The following is a 24,395-nucleotide window of genomic DNA, read 5'->3' as shown; positions in this document are numbered from 1 at the left end:
TTTTTAATTGAATACAGTATCATGTTATCTGGAAATCCCAGCACATGTTAATGGTTGTTGAACTTGTGTAAAAAGTTTATCTGCAACTAACTCGATTTTTCCATCAGCCCGACGACGCACACCTGTCGATTGGACAAGCATCTGTGGGGATTCAGGAATTTGGATTGTGACTGTGTTATTTTTGCGGTATGCATTCAGATTGCGGATATCAGACCAAGGGCGATCGCTCCTCACTTCCTGCGTTGGATTTTGCGGTATCCCACCCCTTCCTGTGGCAACAAAGCGGCTGCCTTGATTTGCAGAACAACCACTAGCTATTTGCTGCGATGGATCGGTGACATTTGCTGGTAGTTCCACTAAGCCAGCATTTGGATCGACACCAATGGTATTAACTTGCACATTACCATTCACGCCCAACTCGGAACTGGCGGTAATATCATTATCTGGTGTGAGTTGATCGCGAAATTTCAGACTAAAGATGCCTTGGGTAGTGATTTGGATGTTACCACCATGACCTCGTACTGCATTAGCAACAATATCACTGTTCTCTAATCCAACAATGATAGGTGCATTGATATTGATGTTACCCCCATTACCATTACCGCTAGCTGTTGAGGTAATCAGGCTATTGTCCCTTAGAAACAACAGGTTTGTGGTTTCTAAGGTAATATTGCCACCATTACCGGATTCTGTTTGGGCTTGGATAAACCCTTGATGATTTAATTTGATCGTATCTGCATTAATCTTCACATTGCCACCATTGCCACTACCTTGACTGGTGACACTGACCGTTCCACCATTGGTCAATATCAACTTTGGGGTGATAATACTTACAGTACCTGCATTAGCCATCAGTATATCTGGCAGACCAAACCGCTGCCGCAATAGGGGATCGGGTCGAATAGTGGATGCATTAATGTTGCTGTTATTTGTCCTGCCGCGATCGCTAACTGTAATCGATTCAGTGGCATTAATGCTCAAATCTCCTCCATTCCCAACAAAAAATGCTGTGGCGAGAACCGCTCCCCCATCCAGAATTTGCAAGTTGGCGGTATTCAAGGTTAAGGTTTTGGCATTTCCGGTGGCAAATGTAATTATACCGATATTACTATAAAATCCTGAAGGGTTTTCTCCCGTCACTGTGGTATTATTGTTGCTAACTGTCACTTTACCACTAGACCCACTGCCGAATGTACTCGAAGACAGTGAAGCGCCGCTTGATATTAGTAGACTATTACCATTGATGACGACATCACCAGCATTCCCCATACTTAAGGTAGTACTGTTGATGGTGGTGATAACACTAGGATTAATAGGTGAGAAGCCAGATAAATCAATCGCCATCGCCTCAATTTGAATATTGCCACCGGGAGCCGACCCGATTGTTGAGTTACTTAACCCCGCTCCCGCTTTGAGGGTGAGGCTGGGAGTAATCACGCTGATATTTCCACCAGCTCCCCTACCCAGAGCTTCATTGCGAACCCCGCTCCGAATTGTGGCATCGGGTGTTGTGCCTATGAGATTAATGGCTTTTGTCGCCTGGAGGCGAATATCACCACCAGGGAGACTGCCTAAATTTTGCGCCAGTACCAGAGATCCATCAGTAAATTGAATTTGTTCACCCTGAATATAAACACCACCAGCATTGATCCCACTCACATCTAATAGCGATCGCGCTGCTAGTTGAATATCGCCAAAGTTTTGGATATCTCCATACCCTAATGTATAGCCCCGTGGGTTTGGTATCAGGCTAACAAGTCCTGCACCGTTCACACTGCCTAATTCTACTTGTCCTTGTTCGGCATTCAAGGTTGCTCCATTGAGATGTAAGTCTCCACCCACCAACGCCAAGGTTTTTCCAGGCTGTACTTGCAATTTTGTCGAACTGGGAATCCGTGTGATGGGAGCTAGAACTAGCCCACTAGTAATAGCCAAGGAGTGTCCTGTACCTTGAACATCTATCGGTGCTGGATTGCTGCCTAGTTGTAAACCAATGGGAACATTGATACTCAATAATGGAGCAGATTGGGGACTTATGGCGCTAAACTCAACACCATCGCTAAACTTAATACTGTCAGCAGTCGTCCCAATAAACGAGCCGCCAATATTCAGTTGAGCATTTGCACCGAAAATTATCCCATTGGGATTGAGCAAAAACAGGTTAGCACTACCATTGTCCTTAATTAAACCATCAATGTTGGAAATACTGCCTCCAGTTACACGACTGAAGATATTCTGCACATCTGCGGCATTGTTGAAGAAAGCCGAGCCATTGGTGGGAACGCTAAATTGGCTGAAACTGTGGAAGAGATTGTTACCAATTCGATCGCCATTGGTGATGGTGAAGTTATTGCCAGTTTTGGAGACAGTAGTATTCAAACTGCCATCGGGAGTTACCTGGGCGTTGGCAGATTCATTCCCCAGAAGTATTGGCCCCAAAGGTAACAGCATTCCAACTGTCATGATTCCATTCACCAAATTCAACCAAAGCAAGGTAGCTTTCATTAGTTAGTTACTATTCATATCCTAATTATTAAAGTTCCCTAAATAGTATTATTGCTAACATAACCAGCAGTGATAGTTACGATCGTCACTATTTAGTTTGAAACCGCAGCACAGGTTAAAGATGTTTGTATCTGGGTTGGTTGATTTACTACTAACTCAACTTTGCCGTTAGCATTGCGATGCCAGGAAGTAGCTTGAATTAGGATATCTGGAGATATTGGCATTTGAGTCGTAATATTACCAGTTTGTCGGTATGCATTCAGATTGCGGACATCAGACCAAGGGCGATCGCTCCTCACTTCCTGCGTTGGATTTTGCGGCACACCACCCCTCCCCGTTGCGACAAAGCGGCTGCCTTGATTTGCAGAACAACTACTGGCTATTTGCTGCGATGGATCGGTAACATTTGCTGGTAATTCTACTAATCCAGAATTGGGATCGATACCAATGTTATTAACTTGAACCGTACCGTTGACACCAAATTGAGAACTGGCAGTGATATCGTTTTCAGGAGTCAGTTGAGGACGATATTTCAGCCCAATAATTCCCTGAGTCGTGATTTGAATATTGCCACCCTTTCCTTTTATTGCATTGGCAATAATATCGCTATTCTCTAAACCCAGAATAATTGGTGCATTGATTTTAATGTTGCCACCATCACCTTGATTGTCTGCGTTGGCGAAAATTCTACTACCTTGCCGTAGCGTTAACAAGTTTGTTTGTAGATTAATGTAACCACCTGTTCCTGAGACTGTTTCAGCTGATAATCGACTATTTTGGCTAAGTCGAATTTTATCCGCGGTAATCATCAGAACGCCGCCCTGTCCTGTACCTACATTTTTGACTATTATTGCACCTTCGTTAGCCAAGGTCAGATTTGGGGTATTAATCTCTACTGTTCCTGCCATACCACTAGGTAAATCAGAGAGTTTTAATAGCTGGCGAAAAATGAGCGAGGGAATCTGCACTGAAGAGTTAATGGTGCTGCGGTTACGATCTTGGAGTATATCCGTAAAGCCATTTACTTCGATGGATTCAGAAGCATTTACAATGATGTTACCTGCATTGCCTTTCGCGTAAGCATTTGCTGGCAGTGCGCCACCATCAAGCAGAGTCAGGGTACGGGTGTTAATGGTTAATCTGCCTGAATTGCCATTGCCAAAACTCGTAGTGCCTAAAGCAGAGGGAGCGCCGAGCGGACTTACACGACTAATATTAATAGTGTCAGATGTTACACTAATTTGTCCACTTGTGCCTATTCCAAAGGTGCTAGTTGCTACGGTTGCACCATCGAATAGCTGCAAATCTTTGGTAGTTACAGTAACATTTCCGCTATTGGCAACCCCGAAGGTAGTAGCTGCAATGCTACTAGCCTGGACTGGATTAATAGCAGAAACTCCTTGCACTTGCAGCAGACTTGCCGCAATCTGAATATCGCCACCCACCCCTTGCTTAAAAGTTCTTGCTCCGATGTTGCCCCCTTGCTGCACTTGCAGGATGGGAGTCGTAATTACGATCTTGCCACCTGCGCCAGAACCAAGAGTTTCACTATTAATACCACTGCGAATTATCCCATTAGTTGTAGTGCCGCTCACTTGTAATCCCTGTGAGGCATTGACTCGGATCTCGCCGCCTGTCCGCAAACCCTGGTTTTGCGACAGCAACACTGACCCATCTTGCAGAGTGATTTGTCGCCCTTGCACCTGTATTGAACCTGCATTAATGCCACTGACATCCAACAGCGATCGCCCCATCAGTCGCACATCCCCAAACCCACTAATGTCTGCATAGCCCAATCCCCAGCTTGGAGTTGTGGTATCCAGACTCACAACCCCGTTAGCTACACTACCAACTTCTAACCGTCCCTGAACGGCTCCTAAAACTCCATTTTTGAGCGTAACATCACTCCCGACCAATGCCAGAGTCTTACCTGGCTTAACTTGTAAGCCGGGATGAGTCGGCTGCACAAACGGGGTAGCTCCCAAACTATCTAAAATTGTCAACGTATGTCCTGTCCCTTGTACGGTAATAGCTCCAGAAGCTTGACCCATTTGTAAACCGATCGGCACACTCATCGTTAACAATGGCGAAGTCGTAGGATTTGCGACACTAAACTCTGTTCCATCGGCAAATTTGATACTTGACGCTGTGCTACCTAAAAATGAACCACCAATATCAAGTTTGGCATTTAGACCAAACACGATCCCAGTGGGATTGAGTAGGAATAAATTGGCGCTACCATTTGCCTTAATTAAACCATCAATGCTGGAAATATTTCCCCCTGTTACCCGACTGAAAATATTTTGGATATCTGAGGCATTATTAAAGAATGCAGAGCCGTTACTAGGAATCGAGAATTGGTTAAAGCTGTGGAAAAGATTGTTACCAACACGATTCCCATTAGTAATAGTGAAGTTATTACCATTTTGGGAGACGGTGGTGTTGAGGGTTCCGTCGAGAGTGACTTGGGCATCGGCAAAACCAGACCACATTGCACCTGTCAATAGTCCACTAATTAAACTCAACCAAGCAGAGGTCACACCCATCAGTCAGTTACCTTTTATACTCCATAAAATTTAGTTTTCCCATAAATGGTATTATTAATAACATTATTAAGAGTTGTAATTAATTTTTAGAAATAGCAGCACAAGTTAATAATTGTTGCACCTGAGCAGAGTATTTATTTGCAACTAACTCAACTTTGCCGTTAGCATTACGATGCCAAGAAGTAGCTTGGACAATGGTTTCTGGGGATGTTGGAATTTGTGCTGTGATTGTGTCAGTTTGGTGGTATGCATTCAGATTGCGGACATCAGACCAAGGGCGATCGCTCCTGACTTCCTGCGTTGGATTTTGCGGCACACCACCCCTCCCCGTTGCGACAAAGCGGCTGCCTTGATTGCCCGCGCAGCCTGTGGCAATTTGCTGTGATGGGTCTGTCAATTCTACGGGCAATTCGACTAAACCGGAACTGGGGTCTACGCCGATGTTGTTAATTTGCACTGTACCATTGACCCCAAATTGAGAACTGGCGGTGATGTCACTATTTGGAGTAAGTTGAGGACGATATTCTAAGCCAATAATTCCCTGAGTCGTGATTTCAATATTGCCACCATTTCCTTGAACTGCATTGGCAACAATGTCGCTGTTTTCTAACCCAACAATTACTGGTGCGTTAATTAATAAGTTACCACCATTACCGTTGCCCGCAGCAGTGGCAGAAATCAGGCTATTGTGACGCATTAGGAGATAATCTTGCAAGTTTAATTTGACATTGCCCCCGTTTCCAGAGGCGGTTGAGGCGGTGATGCTGCCTTGATTATCAAGAAAAATAGAGTTGGCGTTAATTTGCAAATCTCCTGCTCTACCTGGCCCATCATTTTGGACGGTCACATAAGCCCCATCTGTGATACTTAATGATGGTGTGTTAATGGTTAGGGAACCAGCGTTCCCCGTGGGAATGGCAGGAAGTCCAAAGGCAGCTTGAGTGGCTGGATCGAGAATCTGGGCGCTGGAAGAAATGCTGCTAGGTAGGATCGATCCGGCAGATCTACCCTCGATATCGACGGACTTTGAAGCATTAATTGTCACGCTACCAGCTGAACCCATAGCAGCGGTGCCAGACCCTAGCAAGCCACCATCTCGAATCACTAATCTGGACGTGTTGATGAACGTGTTCTGGGTATTTCCAGAGCTAATAGTCGATGAAGCTAAGGCACTTGGTGACAATGTAATGGAGTTGTTACCGGCGATTTCTATTAAGTCTTGTGCATTGACTCGTAACGTTCCAGCCTGTCCAGATCCGAAGGTTGTAGAGACCAAAGTGCCACCATTGAGAATGCTCAGGTTGCTGGTTGAGACCGTAATATTTCCAGCGTTGGCGGAGCTAACTGTGCTTGTTATCAACGACGACCCATTGCCTGGGTTGGCCGGAGCAAAGCCATCGATATTGGTTAAGCCGGCAACATTGATTTTTATATTTCCACCAGGTGCTTGAGCAAACGTCCGATTATTGATTTGTCCACCATTTTGGAGGGATAGCTGGGCGGCGGAGATAGTAATATCGCCCGTCTGACTCGTTCCTAAGTTGTCGATTTCGATGAGGCTGCCCTGTCTTCCATCAGGTGTATTCCCCGTCAGGTTAAGGGTCTGGGTGGCATTGACTGTAATCCCCCCAGACGGTTGTGTACCAAGGTTTTGGATCAAGGCTACCGAACCCTCGGTGAAGTTGATATTCCGTCCTTGTAATTGGATCGAGCCGCTGCTACCACTGGCATCTAACAGCGATCGCTGGGCGAGATAGATATCGTTGAACTGTCGCACCCCTGAGTAGTCCCCCACCCACCCCACCAGCGTGGGATTGAGTCTGATTTGCCCATCGCTGACACTGCCTATTTCCAAATGCCCGCCACCATTAACGGCTGCAATGCCACCAGTGAAGTTAACTGTACCCCCGATCAGCGCCAGTGTATTACCAGCCCCGACTTCTAACCCACTGGGATTCTGGCTGCGATCTGCGGGAGTAAAAGATCCGCTGGTCAGGTGATGTCCATTTCCTTGCACGGTAATATCTCCCGGATTTTGCCCCATCTGTAAGCCGATGGGTACACTCATCGTCAGCAACGGCTTTGCTGTTGGATTTAAGGCACTAAACTCTGTCCCATCGGCAAACTTAATACTACTTGCCGTCGTGCCGATAAATGAGCCGCCAATATTCAATGAAGCATCTTTACCAAACACAATCCCTGCCGGATTCATTAAAAACAAACTCACAGGATGATTACTGTTGAGAGTTTGAATTAATCCCTGAATATCAGAAATATTTCCACCTGTAACCCGACTAAATATAGTTGTAATATTTGGTGTATTCCCTAAATCAAAGCTTGCCGTACCACCCACAGGTACAGAAAAATTAGTGAAACTGTGAAATAAATTATTACCTTTTTCAATTCCATTAAGAATATTAAAGTTATTACCGTTTTGGTTGACAATAGTATTTGTAGTGCCATCGGATGTTACCTGAGCTAAAGCCGATCGCATTATCCCTGGAGTTAAGAATCCACTTATTAATATAAATATCAAAGCTACGGCTTTCATCACTAAAAACTTCCTCTTCTTCTGATTTCAAGTTATGGTTCCCGTTCCGGGCATGATTAATCGCATCATTAAATTTTGGGAACAGCAGCACAGGTTAATGGTTGTTGCCAACTCGATCGCCGTTGGTAATGGTGAAGTTATTGCCAGTTTGGGAAACAGTAGTCTTTAAAAGACATCTCCGAAAAAGAATGTAGAGACGCGAAATTTCGCGTCTCTACAAGGGTTATGCATAACGCATATTTAATTTCTGGAGATGTCTAAACTGCCATCGGGAGTTACCTGAGCTTTAGCAGAGCCGCTCCAAGGTAACATTACCATCAACGGCACTATTGAACTAAGCAAGTAGAGGTCGCATTCATAGCCAAGCTTTTATTTATACTTTGTATTTGAAGATTCCCAAAAGGGTATAGTTTTCAACCAATCGTTTTTCTCAAAATGGCGAATAGCGCACCGAGAAGTACAACCCATTTTCTTGGAGCGATCGCTTTTCACCATCTACCGATATTAGAGGAATGCCCCAATCTAGGCGGGCTGATAAGTCATCACCCTGTTTCCACAACAGCCCTAACCCAGTACTAACAAGCGTACTCGGTGATGGATTTTCGCCCTTAACGTTCCAGCCTTTACCCACATCAACAAAGGGTGTCAGTTGCAGTACCCCGCCAATTTTATCAGCGCGGACAATGGGGACTCGAAATTCTGCCGAAAATAACAGGCCATTATCTGTGAGTAATACGTCTTGGCGATAGCCCCGGACACTTAGCTGTCCACCAAGCCCAAATTGCTCCAAGGGCACTAAAGAATCTGCTGCTAATTGGAAATCGCCTCTGGCTAAAAATAGAGTGTCTGGTGCTAATTGTCGCACCCACTGCGCTTGTCCTCGCCATGCAAAAAAGCGGCTATCTGGTTCATTATTACTGACATTAGCACCAAACCAATCTACGCCAAAGCTGAATTGCGATCGCGCCGCAAATACATATTGGTTACTTCGTTGGGTATATTCTTGAAAAAAGCGCAAAGCTGAAATATTGGTTTTTCCGTTCGCGTCTGCACCTGGGGAGAGTCGAAAGGGCCCAATGTTATCAATACCCAACTCAGTTTGGCTTTCTTGGCGCGAAAATGACAGCCCGACGGCCAACTCTTGGGTTGGTTTTTGCACCAGTGGTTGCTGATAGCTTAATTCATAAGATCGGGAATCTGACTGAATATCAAGAACGCTGAATGGTTTTTCAATGACGTGGTTCCATCCTTGGCTAAAGCCAAAGGATACAGTGCCATTGTGGGCATTAATTGGTAATGCGTAATTAAGATTAATTGTATTACTGCCATCGGTATTGGTATATCCCACGCTTAAGGTATCGCCAAAGCCTAATAAATTGGCTTCTTGCAAATCTATCCCCCGGCGAAAACTGCCGACACTGGGCGATCGCCCATTATCCAGGCTTGCTGTCAGCTTAAAGGTGTTTGCTTCTTGAACCTCAACTTGCAATACATTGCTTCCGGGATGTACGCCTGTCTGCAACTCGGCTGACAGGTTTTGAATCCGCGGATCGAGGCGGAGTAATTGTAGTTTTTCTAGGAGGCGTGGTACATTTAAAGGCTTGGCAGCACCAAGTTGGATGCGATCGCGAATGTATTGACTACGTAATCGTCTGTTACCAATAATTTTGATTTCTTGCAGACTGCCCTCAATCACCTGAATTTTGATTGTCCCAGCTTCTATTGTCTGCGGTGTAATCAATGCCCCTGTAGTAACATAACCGTTATCAGTGTAGAGCTTGGTAATCGCATTTTTGATTTCCAATAATTCTGCAAATGTCAGTTCTCTTACTACATAGGGGTTTGTAATAGCTGCAAACTGTTCTGGGTTGAAAACTGTACTACCAACTACTTCAATGCGATCGACCCGAAATTTAGTATTAGATTCATCCTGTCCGAGAATTGACCGATCTGGTATTGTTGGTAAAGGGAGCAATTGATTATTTTCTGATGGCTTTGGCAATACATCCGCAGGTAAGGGAGTCATTGGAAGTTCTTCTAATCGACCAGGCGGTAAGGTCTGAGGATTAGCAGTTTGGGCCTTCGCTTGCTGATAATTGCACAATACTGTTGCCAGAACAAAGCCAAATGCCAGAGGTCGCAGTTCAGAGATAATACTGAGAGGTTTGTTTAATATTTGTTGTGTTGAAAAGACTAGATTAATAATAGAGTTTTCAATAACGACTTGCTTCACTGAAACCATTCTCCTTAATTTACCAAAAAAGAATTCAGGAGTCAGGAGCAAAGCTAGAGAAGTTACCTGTTTTCTCTGGCGAGAATTAAGTTAAGTATTCTCACTGAATAAGCGGATAGTATAACGGTAGCGAGTCCGCTAACGTCTTGATTCTGACTCCTCAATTCTAATGATTCTTTCCGCACATTTATTTACTTCATCCCCGATACTTTGGTGTAAGGAGTGATGCATCAATAATTATGATGGCTGTCTTTTTTACAGCTATCATCAGAGTAAATACTGCTTTTTATCAGAGTGCTGTATTTAAAAAGTAAAAAGAAAATCCCCATAAATAAATTCAGGGGAAATGATTAAGGACGTATTGTTACCAGACACGTAGCGCGAGTAACAAATGTTTTACTTCGTTCCATAAATAAATTTAGTTGCTCTCAAACCATTTTCTTTTTCTTTCTTTATGAGTGCCTTTTAACTTTTTACTTTTGCCTTGAACGGTTACGTCAGCGATCGCTAAACTTTAATTCTAAAATTTAAATTTGCTTTGATAGCAAAAAATATGATAAAAAGGGTGTGAAATATTGAATCTTTGTCTCCTCTCCCCTTACTAAGGCTACGGTGTACACACATCTTGGTAATGAAGCCCAAATCCTGGATTTACCCCCCTTAATCCCCCCGATGTATTAGGGTGAAATATCCGGTTCTCCCCCTTGCCAAGGGGGAGTTAGAGGGGGTCAGAAGGACTTGTGTGTACACCGTAGTTACTAAGGGGAGGGGATTAAGGGGTGGGGTGCAATGACTGTGGGAATCATAACTAATTACCCGGACATGATATCACTCAAACGAGAAACGCTATAAGCGCACACGAGCTAAACTAAAAACTAGTTATTCTGCAATTTTATTTGCGGCAGATTGTACTTGAAGCACAACTTTTTTAGATAAAGGAATATATCCGAGTTCCAAACTAGATTTTTGCCCATCAATCAAAGCCCAATCAATAAATTTTTTCAGTGCTTCACCTTTGACTCGGTTTGGATATACTTGATAAGTTAAAAACCAGCTGTAAGTAACGATGGGATAAGACTGGGAACCCGTAGGATCGTTGATAAAAGCAATCAAGTTATCGGCGGGTAATTTCACTGACTCTAATGTTTTAGCTACAGATGTTGGTGTCGGTGTAATATAATTACCAAATTTGTTTTCCAAGGCAGCCATAGGAAGTTTATTTTGTTTGGCGTAGATATATTCTACATAGCCAATAGCTCCTGGGATTTGTTGAATTAAGGCGGTAACACCTTCATTACCTTTTCCAGCAATTCCCACTGGCCAGGCTACAGCTTTACCGGCTCCAACTTGGCTTTTCCATTCTGGACTTATAGCACTTAGATGTTGTGTTAACATACTTGTAGTTCCACTACCATCAGTTCGGTGTACAACCTGAATCGGTAGATTGGGTAAATTTACTCCTGGGTTAGCTACAGCTATTCTTGGATGATTCCAGTTCGTAATTTTTCCCAGAAAGATATCTACGTAAACTTGGCGTGATAGCTTTAAACTTGTTGGTAGATTGACTTGAGGTGACTGGGGGGCTGGCGCGAGGTTGTAAGCTAGGACTATGGAACCAGCAGTCATGGGTAAAGCAATTACTCCCTTTTTTATCTTAGCTGCTTGTTCACTTGTAATTCCCACATCACTAGCTGCAAAGTCCACAGTACCTTCAATTAGCTGTTGTATTCCAGCGCTGCTTCCTATCGCTTGATAGTTAATTTGCACATTGGGATTTTGCTGATTGTAATCTGAAAGCCAGCGTTCGTATAAAGGTGCGGGAAAACTTGCGCCAGCACCAACAAGAGAAATATGCTTAATTTTTTTATTATCGGCAGTACAAGAAACGATACTCAACAACATAGCGATCGCGGGTAGAAGCCAAACCCGGCGCTTAGATTGAGGTTGAGCAGATATACAAAACTTTAGTTCCAATGTTCAATAATTTTCCAATCTGTAGATGGTAAAACGAGGAAATAACTTTGAAACGCAAAGTAATCCTCTGCGTTCCTTTATATTTAAACTTCAATGGCTGTCTCTTTCTCTTCAGTTTTTGGCTGTGAAGTCAGCCGATCTAATATCTCTAAAACCTCTTGTTCAAAGGCAACTTGGGCGCGATTAGTTTTACCACCAACATATAAGCGATCGCCTTTTTGTAATGCCCAGATTTGTGAATGAGAAAAATAACTCATCACCACACCCAGCATTAGCAATCCAAATCCTGAGTAAACAATTGGGATGCCTGGATCGGCTTTAATTTGTAAGCCGGTGCTGCCAATGATATCCAGAATTTTCAGTTTTACGCCATTGACTTGGGTGGACATCCCTGCGCGGACAGTATCAATGAGTTTGCCAGTCGGATCGTAAATTAATACCATCCCTTGCAAGTCTTTCGCTAGCAAAGAAACACCTTCACTCAAATCCGGTTTCGTAGGAACCCATGTTCCCCAAATGCGCCCTTGTCCGTTGGTGTTCAATTGCGCCATTGGTAATTGAAAAATCGGGCTGTTGTTAAATTGGACGCGAACACCTGCGATTCCCCAATCAGTTTGATAGAAAGTTATGCCATGATAGCGCAGAGGCTCGTTAACAAAAATCTTCTTGTGGTCAATTTCCTCTCCCTGCTGATTTAAGACAGACATATCTGAATAAAATTGATCGATGCCGCCAGATGGAGTGTAGTCAATCCAAAAACGATTTACTCGCACAGACCAATCTTTCGGGACTTTGGCTGCCAAAGGGCCAGCATCTACAATATTTGTGACTTGAAATGTATCGCCACTAGCCACCATTTCCTGTGCTAGAAACCCAGTCATCGCCCCCCAAATTCCCCCTAGCAGAATAGCTACAATGCCAATATGAACGATAATTGGGCCGATGCGTCCGACTATTCCTTTGCGGGCATAAAGGAGATTTTCTTTTTCTTGATTTGGAAAAATTTTATAACGGCGTTTCTGTAATAGTTGGCTGAGAGAATCCAGGGAACCATTATCTAGTTCTGCACTTAAAGCTAATTTTTGAAATTGCCGTGGTTCTTCATAATATTTCCAGCGTTGGGCAGTTTTTAAGGCTGGTAACTGCCGGGTAAAAGAACAAGCAGTTAAGCTAGTGCCAAATAAGATGAGTAATGCCAGAAACCACCAGGTACGATATACGTGGTCTAACCCAACTATCTGAATTACCTTCCAAGTTAAGAAACCAAATAAAGCTGGATGTTCTGGGTAATTAGCCTGATAAAATGCGGGTGACTGACCTTGCTCGATGACAGTACCGGTAGAGCTAAAGATTGCAATCAATAGCAGGAGTGCGATCGCTAATTTTAAGTTGGTTAGTACGGGCAAAAGCTCCTGCCGAAGGAACTTCCCAGGCACTGCCCACCATTTTAATTCTTGAGACGTTGAATCTTCTAAAGTCATTAGGTGTAAAATTTAACAAAGGTATTGATATTAAAAACTGCCGAGGGGAATCCGAGAAATTAAGGAAAATACACCGAATCCTACCAACAGGGCCCCGCTAACTGGGTTAATCCAACCAGACCAGCGACGCAATTCTAGTAACTTTTTAATTGAAGCTGTAAAAGTACCCGCCAAAATCAATGGTGCTACATAACCGGCTGTGTAAGAAAGGAGCAAAACAGCACCTAAAACTAAGTCTTGTGTACTGGCAATCCAACTCAACAAGCTGGCTAAAACAGGCGTGCTACAAGGGGATGCGACTAAGCCAAAAGTTAGCCCCAGCAAATAAGAACGCAATCCTGCTGGTAAATCTGGCGAAATCCAATTTGTTTCACCCAAGGATGGAAATTGCAGAGGTAGCGCTTCTAGTAAGTTCAGCCCCATGAGAATGGCGATAATGCTGACAATAATCGGCAAACCAATTCCCACTTGACCGTAGACTTTTCCCACAAAAGCTGCTATAATACCCATTGCGGCTAATGTAGTTGCTAATCCGAAAGCAAACCAAGTTGATTGGGCAGCTGCTTGCAAGCGGTTTTTGGCTTCATAACCGCCGATATAACCAATAGTAATTGGCAGCATAGAAAGCATACAAGGTGTAAGACTGGTGAGCAAGCCAGCCGCAAAGATGATCCCAACGCTTACCACGCTAAGGTGTGTCAGTTGGTTAGAAACGAGGCTGTTGGCAAATTGTTCTAATTGGTAGATTTGGGTTTGCAGGTTATCAAACATGGGGAGTTTATGAGCGGGAAATGCTTACTCTGCTTGAATTTTAGCTTATTTTTATATATAGAGTCAGCAGAAGTGACGATCTGAACCTAAATATCATCTAAATTTCATCTGCCCCAGGAAATGTATCTAAAATACAAGTAAGCTCGGATTATCCCTGAAGAAACACGGCTGGAGTATTTTGGCATGATGATTGCATTACCCGGATTTAAAATTGTCACTTTGTTAAAAGCAGGGGTAAAAGCAGTCATATACAAGGGAATCAAGGTTAAAGAACAATGTCCGGTAATTATCAAAGGGCTGCATCCAGAACAGTGTACACCCAATAATATTGAACAACTAAAACATGAGTATGCGATCGCTCAAAGGTTAAATATCGCCGCCGCAGTCAAGGTATACGCCTTAGAGATGCACCAGGGAATCCCTTATTTAATTATGGAGGATTTTGAGGCGCGATCGCTCGACCAGTTACTAGACCAATTTCAAGAACCTATTGCGTTCTTAAAAATTGCTATTGAAATCACCAGTAGACTTGCACAAATTCACGATCATCATATTGTTCATAAAGATATTAAGCCACAAAATATTTTAATTAACCTCGAAACTAATCAGGTTAAAATTGCCGATTTTGGAATTGCTGCTTTCATTCCCTACCAGCAGCAAATGGTTAGCAGTTCCAGTAGCATTGAGGGCAGCCTACCATATATATCACCGGAGCAAACCAGGCGGATGAATCGAGGAATTGACTATCGCAGTGATTTCTATTCACTGGGAGTTACCTTTTATGAGATGCTGACAGGTCAGCTACCATTTCAAGGCAAAGATCCCTTAGAGTGGGTACATTGTCATATTGCCAAATCTCCGCCTTCCCCAAAAAAGCTAGACTCTGATATTCCCCAAATGCTTTGTGACATCATCATCAAATTGCTGTCGAAAGTTGCAGAACAGAGGTATCAGAGCGCTTTAGGTTTACAATTTGATTTGGAACTATGCTTAAAACAATTAGAGACAACTGGAAAAATTCAATCCTTTGTTTTGGGTGAGCAAGATATCTCAGAACGCTTTCAAATTCCTCAAAAATTGTATGGGAGAGAACCAGAAATTGCCAAGCTTCTCCAAGCATTTGAGCGAGTTGTTAGCCAAGGAAAACCAGAAATCGTCCTCGTCTCTGGCTATGCTGGGGTTGGTAAATCTTTTTTAGTAAAGGAGATTCACAAACCAATTGTGCGACAACGCGGGGTTTTTATCTCTGGTAAATTCGATCAGTACAAACGAGATATTCCTTACTCCACCATTGTTCAAGCTTTTCAAACACTTGTTAGACAAATTTTAACTGAGCCGGAAGAGCAACTTGCTAATTGGAAAACCCGAATCCAAGCAGCATTAGGAAACAATGGTAGATTAATTGCCAATGTAATTCCAGAAGTTGAATTAATCGTTGGCGAACAGCCACCTATACCAGAGTTGGGCCCTGCTGAATCTCAAAACAGATTCAATTTGATATTTCAAAATTTTATCAACGTCTTTGCTCAAAAAGAGCATCCACTCACTGTTTTTTTAGATGATATGCAGTGGGCAGACAGCGCTACTTTAAATTTAATTCAAACCGTCATTACTGGGTCTAGTATCCATTATCTCTGCTTCATTTTGGCCTATCGAGATAATGAAATAGATGTTGTCCATCCCTTGACTTTGATGATGGAGAAGATTTGCCAGTCTGGAGCAAGAATAACTGAGATTCTCCTTACTCCCTTGAATCTTGTTTATGTAAATCAGTTGATTGCTGATACATTACATACTTCAGCAGAACGAGTAGAATCTCTGGCTCAATTGATTATTCAAAAAACTGATGGAAATCCTTTTTTTGCCAATGAATTTTTGAAAACATTACATCAAGAAAATCTGCTGAATTTTGATCGCCAGCATCGAATCTGGCAATGGGATCTTGCTCAGATTGAAACTCAAGGCATTACAGATAATATTGTCAGTTTGATAATTGGGCGGATCCAAAAACTGCCAGCAGCAACTCAACAGGTGCTTAAATTAGCCTCTTGTATTGGGAATCGCTTTGATTTAGAAGTTTTAGCAATTGTTGGTGAACAATCTATTGAAGAAACAGCAAATGCCCTTGTTGAAGCGATTTTAAGAGGATTAATTATCCCGATAGAGTCAGATGAAAGTGCCCAGAAAAACTATCGTTTCTATCACGATCGAGTTCAACAGGCTGCTTATGCTTTAATTGCTGATGAATCAAAGTCGTTAGTTCACCTGACAATTGGGAGAATTTTACTGAAAAATGCTAGTTATGAACAAGTAAATGAGCAAGTTTTTGATTTAGTTAATCAACTCAATCTTGCGGTTAATTTGATTATTGAACAGACAGAAAAAGATGAATTGGTAAGATTGAATTTAATTGCTGGTAAGAAGGCAAAAGCATCTACAGCCTATACTCTTGCTAAAAGATTTTTTAGCGTTGCCATGAATCTTTTAGTTGAGGATGCCTGGATTGAACAATATGAACAAACATTTACTTTATTTAGAGAATTAGCTGAGTGTGAATTCTTAACAGGAAATTTAGAACAAGCGGAAGAATTATTTAAATTACTATTCATTAAAGCAGAATCTCATATTGACAAAGCCAATATTTATATGCTGCAAATCAGACTATATCAAGTTGCAGGTAGGTATGAAGAGGCGCTGATATTGGGATTAGAAGCTTTAAAACTTTTTGGGGTGACATTTCCCGATCCAAACGAGGAAGTGCAAGCTGCGATAGCGAAGCGCAGCAGCGAAGCGCTGATCGCAATTGAAAAAAAACAGATATTAACTAATCTAAATAATAGACAAGTCTCTGATTTAATTAATGCTTTAGTAATCGAAGACCCCAATATTAAAATAGTAATTAGTTTGTTAACGACTTTAGGCCCGCCTACTTATCTTGGTAGACCTCATCTCTTTCCCTTAGTCGTACTTAAAGCAGTTAACTACTCACTCAAGTTTGGGAATACGGAAGATTCTTGTTTTGCTTATAGTATGTACGCCATGTTGTTGGTTTCCATCTTCCATGATATTCCTACAGGCTATGCATTTTCGGAGATGGCAATTAAATTAAATGAAAAGTTACATGACTTGAAACTTAGAGGAGTTGTTCTACACATTCATGGAAGCCATATTAACGTTTGGCGTAACCATATTGCTACTGATATTCCCTTTTTAGAACGGGGATTTATTGGCTGTGTGGAAGCAGGTGATATAACGATGGCAAACTACAATGGCTATCAAGGCTCATGGCAAATTATTCAATTAGGCTCTCCACTTTCAGATACATATAAATCTCTAGAAAAATACGTTGTATTTGCTCGCCAGTCTAAGCATGAGGCTGTTTATCAGACAATCAGACTACAGCAGATGCTACTGATGAATCTGCGCGGACTCACTCACCAAAATCTAACTTTAAGTAATGATGAATTTGATGAATTATATGCTTTATCTATTATTACAGATGCAGGTTTTGTTAGTGGAATTATTTTTTATTATATTATTAAATTAATTATCTTTTTTACCTATAGACAGGATGTGGAAGCACTCAATTGTGCATTAAAAATATCCACGTTTCCCGTTACAACACTGGCATTACCCATTGAAACAGATTATATCTTATATTACTCATTGACTCTAACTGCTCTTTATCCAAAAGTATCTTTTCAAGAGCAAGAAAAATTTTTGCAAACCCTAGAATCCCATCAGCAAAAATTGCAATACTGGGCTAATCACTGCCCTGAAAACTTCTTACATAAGTCTCAATTAGTAGCTGCTGAAATAGCTCAAATTCAAGGTCGAGATTTGGAAGCAATGCGCTTGTATGAGCAATCAATTGCTTCAGCTAGAGAGCAGGGATTTGTGCAATATGAAGCTTTGGCTAATGAGTTAGGTGCTAAATTTTACTTGGAGCGAGAGTTTGAATTAATTGGTAAAACCTACTTGCAAGAAGCTAAAAACGCATATCTGCGTTGGGAAGCATCTGCTAAAGTTAAGCATCTCGAAGAATCTTATCCTCAGCTATTGCCACAACAACAGCTTGTCTCTAAAGAAACGTTTTTCAGCACAGGCGAACATTTAGACTTTTTATCAGTACTTAAAGCGTCTCAAACTATATCTAGCGAAATTGTGCTTTCGCGGTTGTTGAAGACATTAATGCAGATTGTTATCGAACAAGCAGGAGCAGAAATCGGTTATTTGTTGCTTGAACATGAGCAAAATTTGGTAATTGAAGTAGAAGCTAAAGTTAATCTCCAAGCGGAAAAGCTCAATGTTTCTCGAACCGTATTTGAGGGCGAAATTTCCCAAGTTATTCCGCAATCAATGCTAAATTACGTTCAGCGAACTCAAGAAACAGTGATTTTGCAAAATGCCACTGAGCAAAATCTGTTTTCGGGGGATGAGTATATAATCCAAAAACAACCTAAATCTGTACTTTGTTTAGCGATCGCACGCCAGTCGAAATTACTTGGTATTCTATACTTAGAAAATAATCTTATTCCCAGTGCTTTTACGCAGGAAAAACTTTCTGTACTGAAGATTTTGACAGTTCAAATTGCTATTTCTCTAGAAAATGCTCGTCTTTATCAAGGTTTAGAAAATAGCCAAGAACAGCTGAACCTGGCATTAAAATCTGGTAAAATCGGTGTTTGGAGTTGGGATATCGCCAACGATCGCTTTGACTGGGATGAGCAGGTTTATCAACTATTTGGGTTAACACCGGAAACCTTTGTTCCAACCTCAAAAGCAATTTTAGCTCGTCTGCATCCAGATGATAGCCCATTGCTGGCTCAATCATTGAGTCAAGCGATTAACGAAGGCGTAGAGCATAATTTAGAATATCGAATTATTTGGGATGACGGTAGTATCCGCTACTTAGCCTGTCGGGGAAAAGCCTTTTTCAACGAAGCAGATAAAGCCACATACATGAGTGGTGTTGTGCTTGATATCACAGATCGCAAACAAGCTGAAGCCGAACGTATCCAACTAATTCAAGAGCAAACCGCCCGCCTGGAAGCAGAAGCCGATCGGCAACGAGCAGCGTTTTTAGCTCAAGTCAGTGCAACCCTTGCTTCTTCCTTCGATTACGAAAGGACGTTAGCAAGTGTGGCGAACTTGGTTGTACCTTACTTCGCCGATTGGTGCAGCGTTGATCTGCTACAAGACAACCAATCTATTAATCGGGTAGCAGTTGCCCACCGAGATCCAGAGAAAGTTAAACTCGGTTGGCAACTTCATCAGTATTATCCGAGAAAGTTGGATGAACCTACAGGTGTGCCAAAAGTATTGCGTACTGGACTTGCTGAAATGGTAACTGAAATTTCAGATGCTGCTCTAGTAGAAGGCATCCCAAATTCAGAACATCTAAGAATTATACGTGAAATTGGTTTAAAGTCCTGTATACTTTTCCCCCTAATGGCACGTGAAAAAATTTTTGGGGCAATTTCCTTTTTTACTGCGGAATCAAAACGTCGTTACAGCACGGCTGACTTATCACTAGCCGAAGATGTTGCCCACCGAGCCGCGATCGCCATCGATAATGCTCGCCTTTACCAAGAAGCACAGCAAGCCCAAAAAACAGCAGAAATAGCTCTGGAGCGCATTGCCCGTCTGCAATCGATCACATCTGCTCTTTCAGAATCGCTGACACCAATCCAAGTATCTGAAGTCATTGTAGAGCAAAGTATGGCTGCTTTAGGAGCCAGTTGTGCCCTCGTCGCCTTGCTAAATGAAAATAAAGCTGAACTAGAAATTGTGCGGGCGGTTGGATATAACCAAGATTTGGTAGAAGCTTGGCGGTATTTTCCCATTGATTCACCTTCGCCTTTAGCTGAAGCTGTGCGAACTGGACAACCTATTTGGGCTGAATCGAAACAAAAGAGAATAGCTCGTTACCCTCATCTAGCTGAAGCTTACGCCCAATATGAAATTGATGCCTGGATTTCTATTCCATTGATGGTGGAGGGTTTGGCATTTGGAGGGATAACTGTAGGGTTTTGTAAACTTCAAGAACTTAATGGAGAAGATCAAGCATTTATCTTGGCTGTTGCTCAACAATGCGCCCAAGCGATCGCTCGCGCCCACCTTTACGAAGCCGAACTAACGGCGCGAAACGCTGCTGAATCAGCAAATCGCATCAAAGATGAATTTTTAGCCGTCCTCTCCCATGAATTGCGAACACCGCTCAACCCGATTCTGGGTTGGGCAAAACTGATGCGAACCCGCAAACTCGATCGAGCAACAACCGATCGCGCCCTCGAAACCATTGAGCGCAATGCTAAGTTACAAACCCAATTGATTGAAGATTTGCTTGATGTTTCCCGTATCCTCCAAGGTAAACTTAATCTCAATTTCGGGCAGATTAATTTGGTATCAGTTATTGAAGCTGCGATCGAAACAGTGCGTTTATCAGCACAGGCTAAGTCCATCGAGATTCAGACAATTTTTGCATCTGGTGTTGGGCTAGTTTTAGGCGATGGCAATCGATTACAACAAGTCATTTGGAATATCCTTTCCAATGCCATTAAGTTTACTCCTACTGGGGGACAGGTAAAAATTAAATTAGAGCAGGTTGGCTCACAGGTACAAATTCGCATAACTGACACCGGGAAAGGGATTGCACCGGAATTTTTACCTTATGTCTTTGATTATTTCCGGCAAGCAGATGGTGCTACAACTCGAAAATTTGGCGGTTTAGGTTTAGGATTAGCGATCGTCCGGCATCTTGTAGAACTTCACGGGGGAACTGTGCAAGCAGAAAGTCTGGGCGAAGCACAAGGAGCAACTTTCATCGTTAGATTTCCCTACTTAGAGAATGAAAGCAAAGGAATCAAAGATACAAAAAATAACTCCTCAATTCAGAGAAATCAGTCTTTACCCTTGTTTGGCTTAAAGATTCTCGTGGTAGATGATGATGCAGATATGCGAGAGTTTTTGCCTTTCATGCTGAAGCAATATGGTGCAACTATCACTACCGTAGCCTCAGCCATTGCAGCTTTAACTGCCCTGAGTCAATCCCAACCAAATTTGATTATTAGCGATATCGGGATGCCAGAAATGGATGGTTATATGCTAATGCGACAGATTAGAAGTCTCAAACCAGAGCAAGGTGGGACAATTCCCGCGATCGCCTTAACTGCTTATGCTGGCGAACTGGATTATCAGCAAGCGATCGCTGCTGGATTTCAACAGCATATTTCCAAACCTGTAGATCCTGAAGAATTGGTAAAGGCGATCGGCTCATTAATTAAAAGTTTTTAGTCAGCGGCTCCAGCCCCTATACGCTTATGTTCAAGTTAAAACCCTTTGTTATAGTGGTTCTCGACAAGCATGAGGTACAGTTTTAACCTCTCTCCTAAGAGAATGTTTTAAAAGTCCTCTGGTCGGTAGCAAAAAGTTTTAGATCCCCCTAAATCCACGCCACGTGCTTCAAGTCGGGGAACCCGCCCAACGCAGTGACTCCCCTTAAAAAGGGGGACTTTGATTCCGGTTCCCCCCTTTTTAAGGGGGATTAGGGGGATCAACAAGTACCTAAAATTACAGCCAACCACTTTTAAAACATCCTCTAAGAGGGCAAAGTATTCTCAGTCATTTAATTCCATCAACTCTTTTGTTTTCAAATCAGCCGCTATAGGTTGAGAACATTCTCGAATTTGAGGAGAGATAGAGCAAATCGCATCTGTCGTTGTTTCAAAACAATTTGATAATCCAATTGTTTCTAACAATCCTGTGCGTTCTAATAGTTGTTTGACTTCGGGTTGTAAACCTGTAAGAATTAAGCGGCAATTGTGCCGTTCCAAGTCGTGGTAGATATCCTCTAAAGCTACTAATCCAGTTGTGTCCATATTTGGCACAAACCGCAATCGCAGAATTAAATACTTAACTTCTGGTTCATCGCGGAGGAAGGTTGCAAAGCGTTCAGCAGCACCAAAAAATACCGGGCCATCTACCCGATAAACCGCAATTTCTTTACCTAATTCCAGAGGAGTACCGGGTGGAAATACTTCAGTTTCAGGTATTTTAACTAGGCTTAAATCGCTCATCCGTTTGATGAACAATGCGCCGGCTGCAATCAATCCTACTTCTACAGCGAGAACTAAATCAAACAAGATTGTTACTAGCCAGGTGAGAATCATCACCGCAAAGTCGGAGTAGGTAGCACGCATCAATAAACCAATGGCTTCCCACTCAATCATCCGCACGCTAACTACCATTAAAATCCCAGCCAGTGCCGCTAAAGGAATCTGTGCAGCTAGGGGTGCTAAAGTTAAAACAATAATAGCTAAAGCAACGCCGTGAATTACCCCAGATAATCGGGTTTTGCCACCAGAACGGACATTAACAGCAGTCCGAGCGATCGCACCTGTTGCCGGAATACCGCCAAAAAATGGCACAATAATGTTAGCTAATCCTTGACCAATTAGTTCGCGATCGCTATTGTGTTTTTCGCTCACTGTCATCCCATCAGCTACAACTGCCGACAGTAACGATTCAATACTTCCTAGTGCCGCCAAAGCCAAAGCCGGATTAATCAGTTCTCGAATCACACTAAAATCATTCCAGTGGGGAATACCTTGGGGCATCGGTAAAGATTGCGGAATGCTGCCAATTGTCGGTACATCCAGATGAAAATAAGTTGCTATCCCCGTTGCCAAAACCAACCCCACCAAAGAACCTGGTATTGTTGTATTTATCCTCGGCCATAAAATATTGGCTGCCATCACCACAATTGCCAACCCAACAGCAGCCCAATTTAGAGCTTCTACATGAGTTAAACTTTGCCAAAGTCCTGGCAAAAAGTGTTCGCTACGTGGTATTCGTAAACCAAAGAAATTATTTAATTGACCACAAAATATAATTACGGCAATACCATTAGTAAACCCTGCCGTCACTGGATAGGGAATAAACTTTACTAATTGTCCAAGTTTGGCAACCCCCAAGGCAATCTGGATAATCCCAGCCATCACCCCAGCAATCCAAACTTTCTCAAGGCCATACTTAGCGACAATTCCCACCAAAACTACAGCCATTGCCCCTGTTGGCCCTGTAATCTGTACCGGCGAACCACCAAAAATTGCCGCCACAATTCCCGCCACAATAGCGGTATAAAGTCCCGCCTTTGGTTCGACACCACTGGCTACTGCAAAAGCTAAAGCCAAAGGTAATGCTACTACTGCTGCTGTTAGTCCTCCTGTCAAATCGCCACGCAGTCCACTAAACCAGCGATTCAGACGTAAAAGCTGTGGTTCTTTGAGGATATTAGAGATTGACATATTCAGTTTTAACTCTTATACACAATTTGTTGTTGCACACTATGATATACGGGCAATTAAGCATATATCAGAAGCTTTATAGAGCCTACGGGTAAAAACCCCTTTATTATAGACATCTCTGAAAAAAGTCAAGATTATAATTATCATTAGTAGGACTTACGCAAACAATATAGTGGCAATTCATGAATTGCCCCTACAGCGTGTCCTTTTGCGTAAGTCCTAATAGAGATTTTCCAATAAAAAAACATCTCGTAATCCCGTAACATTCACAATGCAACCCAACGCGTTAACAATGCAAAGCGATGCATTCACAATGCAAGACGATGCATTCACAATGCAAGGCGATGCGTTAACAATGCAAGGCGATGCATTGACAATGTAAAGCAACGCATTGACATTGCAGGGGATTGCCAAGCTTAATTTGCTACGACAAATCAGGTTTTTGAGACAATTTTGCGTAAGTCCTAATTTTGATCGGTTTTATCCTTTTATAAATTACTGGTTTAAGAAACCATTTATAAAGTAAATCAAAAAGTAGGGTGTGTTACGGCTTTAGCCTAAGAGGTTGTTTGAAAAGTAGTTAGCTGTGATTTTAAGCACCTATTGATCCCCCCTAACCCCCCTTAAAAAGGCTACGGTGCATACACAAGTTTGTTTTACCCTTGTATCTCAGAATTACCCCTTTAATCCCCCCTTATAAAGGGGGGAAACAAGAAATCTAGTTCCCTCCCCTTTATAAGGGGAGGGTTAGGGTGGGGTAATTCGACAGACTGGTTGTGATTTGATAACTTGTGTATACACGATAGCTTAAAAGGGGGGAACCGGAGTTAAAGTCCCCCAATTTATCGGGAGATTTAGGGGGATCTAAAACTTTTTGCTACAAACAATAGGACTTTTCCAACATCCTCTAACGCACCGTTATATAACACGGTGCGTTAGGCGCTCATATTGTATTTCTCGCGACAAATTATATCGAAATATGCGCTTAACACACCCTACAAGAATTTATTTTTACTTTATAAATAC

At 42.4% G+C, this 24,395-nt stretch carries 10 protein-coding genes; 2 read left to right on the top strand and 8 right to left on the bottom strand.

The window, feature by feature from the left end; translation table 11 throughout:
- Nucleotides 1-24: 24 nt before the first annotated feature.
- The 3 genes from GTQ43_RS05715 to GTQ43_RS05705 form a co-directional block, all read right to left on the bottom strand.
- Complete coding sequence (locus GTQ43_RS05715) at nt 25-2,505, bottom strand: S-layer family protein (RefSeq protein ID WP_265271430.1); 2,481 nt, start codon at nt 2,503-2,505, stop codon at nt 25-27.
- A 92-nt stretch (nt 2,506-2,597) separates the two neighbouring features.
- Complete coding sequence (locus tag GTQ43_RS05710) at nt 2,598-5,051, bottom strand: S-layer family protein (RefSeq protein WP_265271428.1); 2,454 nt, start codon at nt 5,049-5,051, stop codon at nt 2,598-2,600.
- Nucleotides 5,052-5,130: 79 nt separating this feature from the next.
- On the bottom strand, nt 5,131-7,602 hold the full coding sequence (locus GTQ43_RS05705) for an S-layer family protein (protein WP_265271426.1): 2,472 nt from the start codon (nt 7,600-7,602) through the stop codon (nt 5,131-5,133).
- A 34-nt stretch (nt 7,603-7,636) separates the two neighbouring features.
- Between GTQ43_RS05705 and GTQ43_RS05700 the strand changes: the two genes are divergently transcribed.
- Nucleotides 7,637-7,771 (top strand): hypothetical protein, encoded by a 135-nt coding sequence (locus tag GTQ43_RS05700; RefSeq protein ID WP_265271424.1) that lies wholly within the window; start codon nt 7,637-7,639, stop codon nt 7,769-7,771.
- Between the two features lie 261 nt (nt 7,772-8,032).
- Here the strand turns inward: GTQ43_RS05700 and GTQ43_RS05695 are convergent, their stop codons facing one another.
- The 4 genes from GTQ43_RS05695 to GTQ43_RS05680 form a co-directional block, all read right to left on the bottom strand.
- Nucleotides 8,033-9,844 (bottom strand): ShlB/FhaC/HecB family hemolysin secretion/activation protein, encoded by a 1,812-nt coding sequence (locus GTQ43_RS05695; RefSeq protein WP_265271423.1) that lies wholly within the window; start codon nt 9,842-9,844, stop codon nt 8,033-8,035.
- 870 nt (nt 9,845-10,714) lie between these two features.
- A complete protein-coding gene (pstS, locus tag GTQ43_RS05690; RefSeq protein WP_265271421.1) occupies nt 10,715-11,809 on the bottom strand; it encodes a phosphate ABC transporter substrate-binding protein PstS in 1,095 nt (364 codons plus the stop codon).
- A gap of 83 nt (nt 11,810-11,892) precedes the next feature.
- Nucleotides 11,893-13,290 (bottom strand): cytochrome c biogenesis protein, encoded by a 1,398-nt coding sequence (locus GTQ43_RS05685; protein WP_265271418.1) that lies wholly within the window; start codon nt 13,288-13,290, stop codon nt 11,893-11,895.
- Between the two features lie 30 nt (nt 13,291-13,320).
- Entirely contained in the window at nt 13,321-14,061 is a 741-nt protein-coding gene (locus GTQ43_RS05680) for a cytochrome c biogenesis protein CcdA (protein WP_265271416.1), read from the bottom strand.
- A 183-nt stretch (nt 14,062-14,244) separates the two neighbouring features.
- On the opposite strand from GTQ43_RS05680, the gene GTQ43_RS05675 reads away from it, so the two are divergent.
- Nucleotides 14,245-21,357: an AAA family ATPase gene (locus tag GTQ43_RS05675; RefSeq protein ID WP_265271414.1), complete on the top strand. Its 7,113-nt coding sequence runs from the start codon at nt 14,245-14,247 to the stop codon at nt 21,355-21,357.
- Nucleotides 21,358-21,680: 323 nt separating this feature from the next.
- Here GTQ43_RS05675 and GTQ43_RS05670 read toward each other — a convergent pair whose 3' ends face one another.
- Nucleotides 21,681-23,369 carry a SulP family inorganic anion transporter gene (locus tag GTQ43_RS05670; protein WP_265271412.1) on the bottom strand — a complete coding sequence of 563 codons (1,689 nt, stop codon included), beginning with the start codon at nt 23,367-23,369 and terminating at the stop codon, nt 21,681-21,683.
- Nucleotides 23,370-24,395 lie beyond the last annotated feature (1,026 nt).

This window comes from Nostoc sp. KVJ3, assembly GCF_026127265.1.
Classification (GTDB): domain Bacteria; phylum Cyanobacteriota; class Cyanobacteriia; order Cyanobacteriales; family Nostocaceae; genus Nostoc.
The sequence above is the reverse complement of the archived record's forward strand: the minus strand, read 5'-3'. Positions and strand labels throughout refer to the sequence as shown.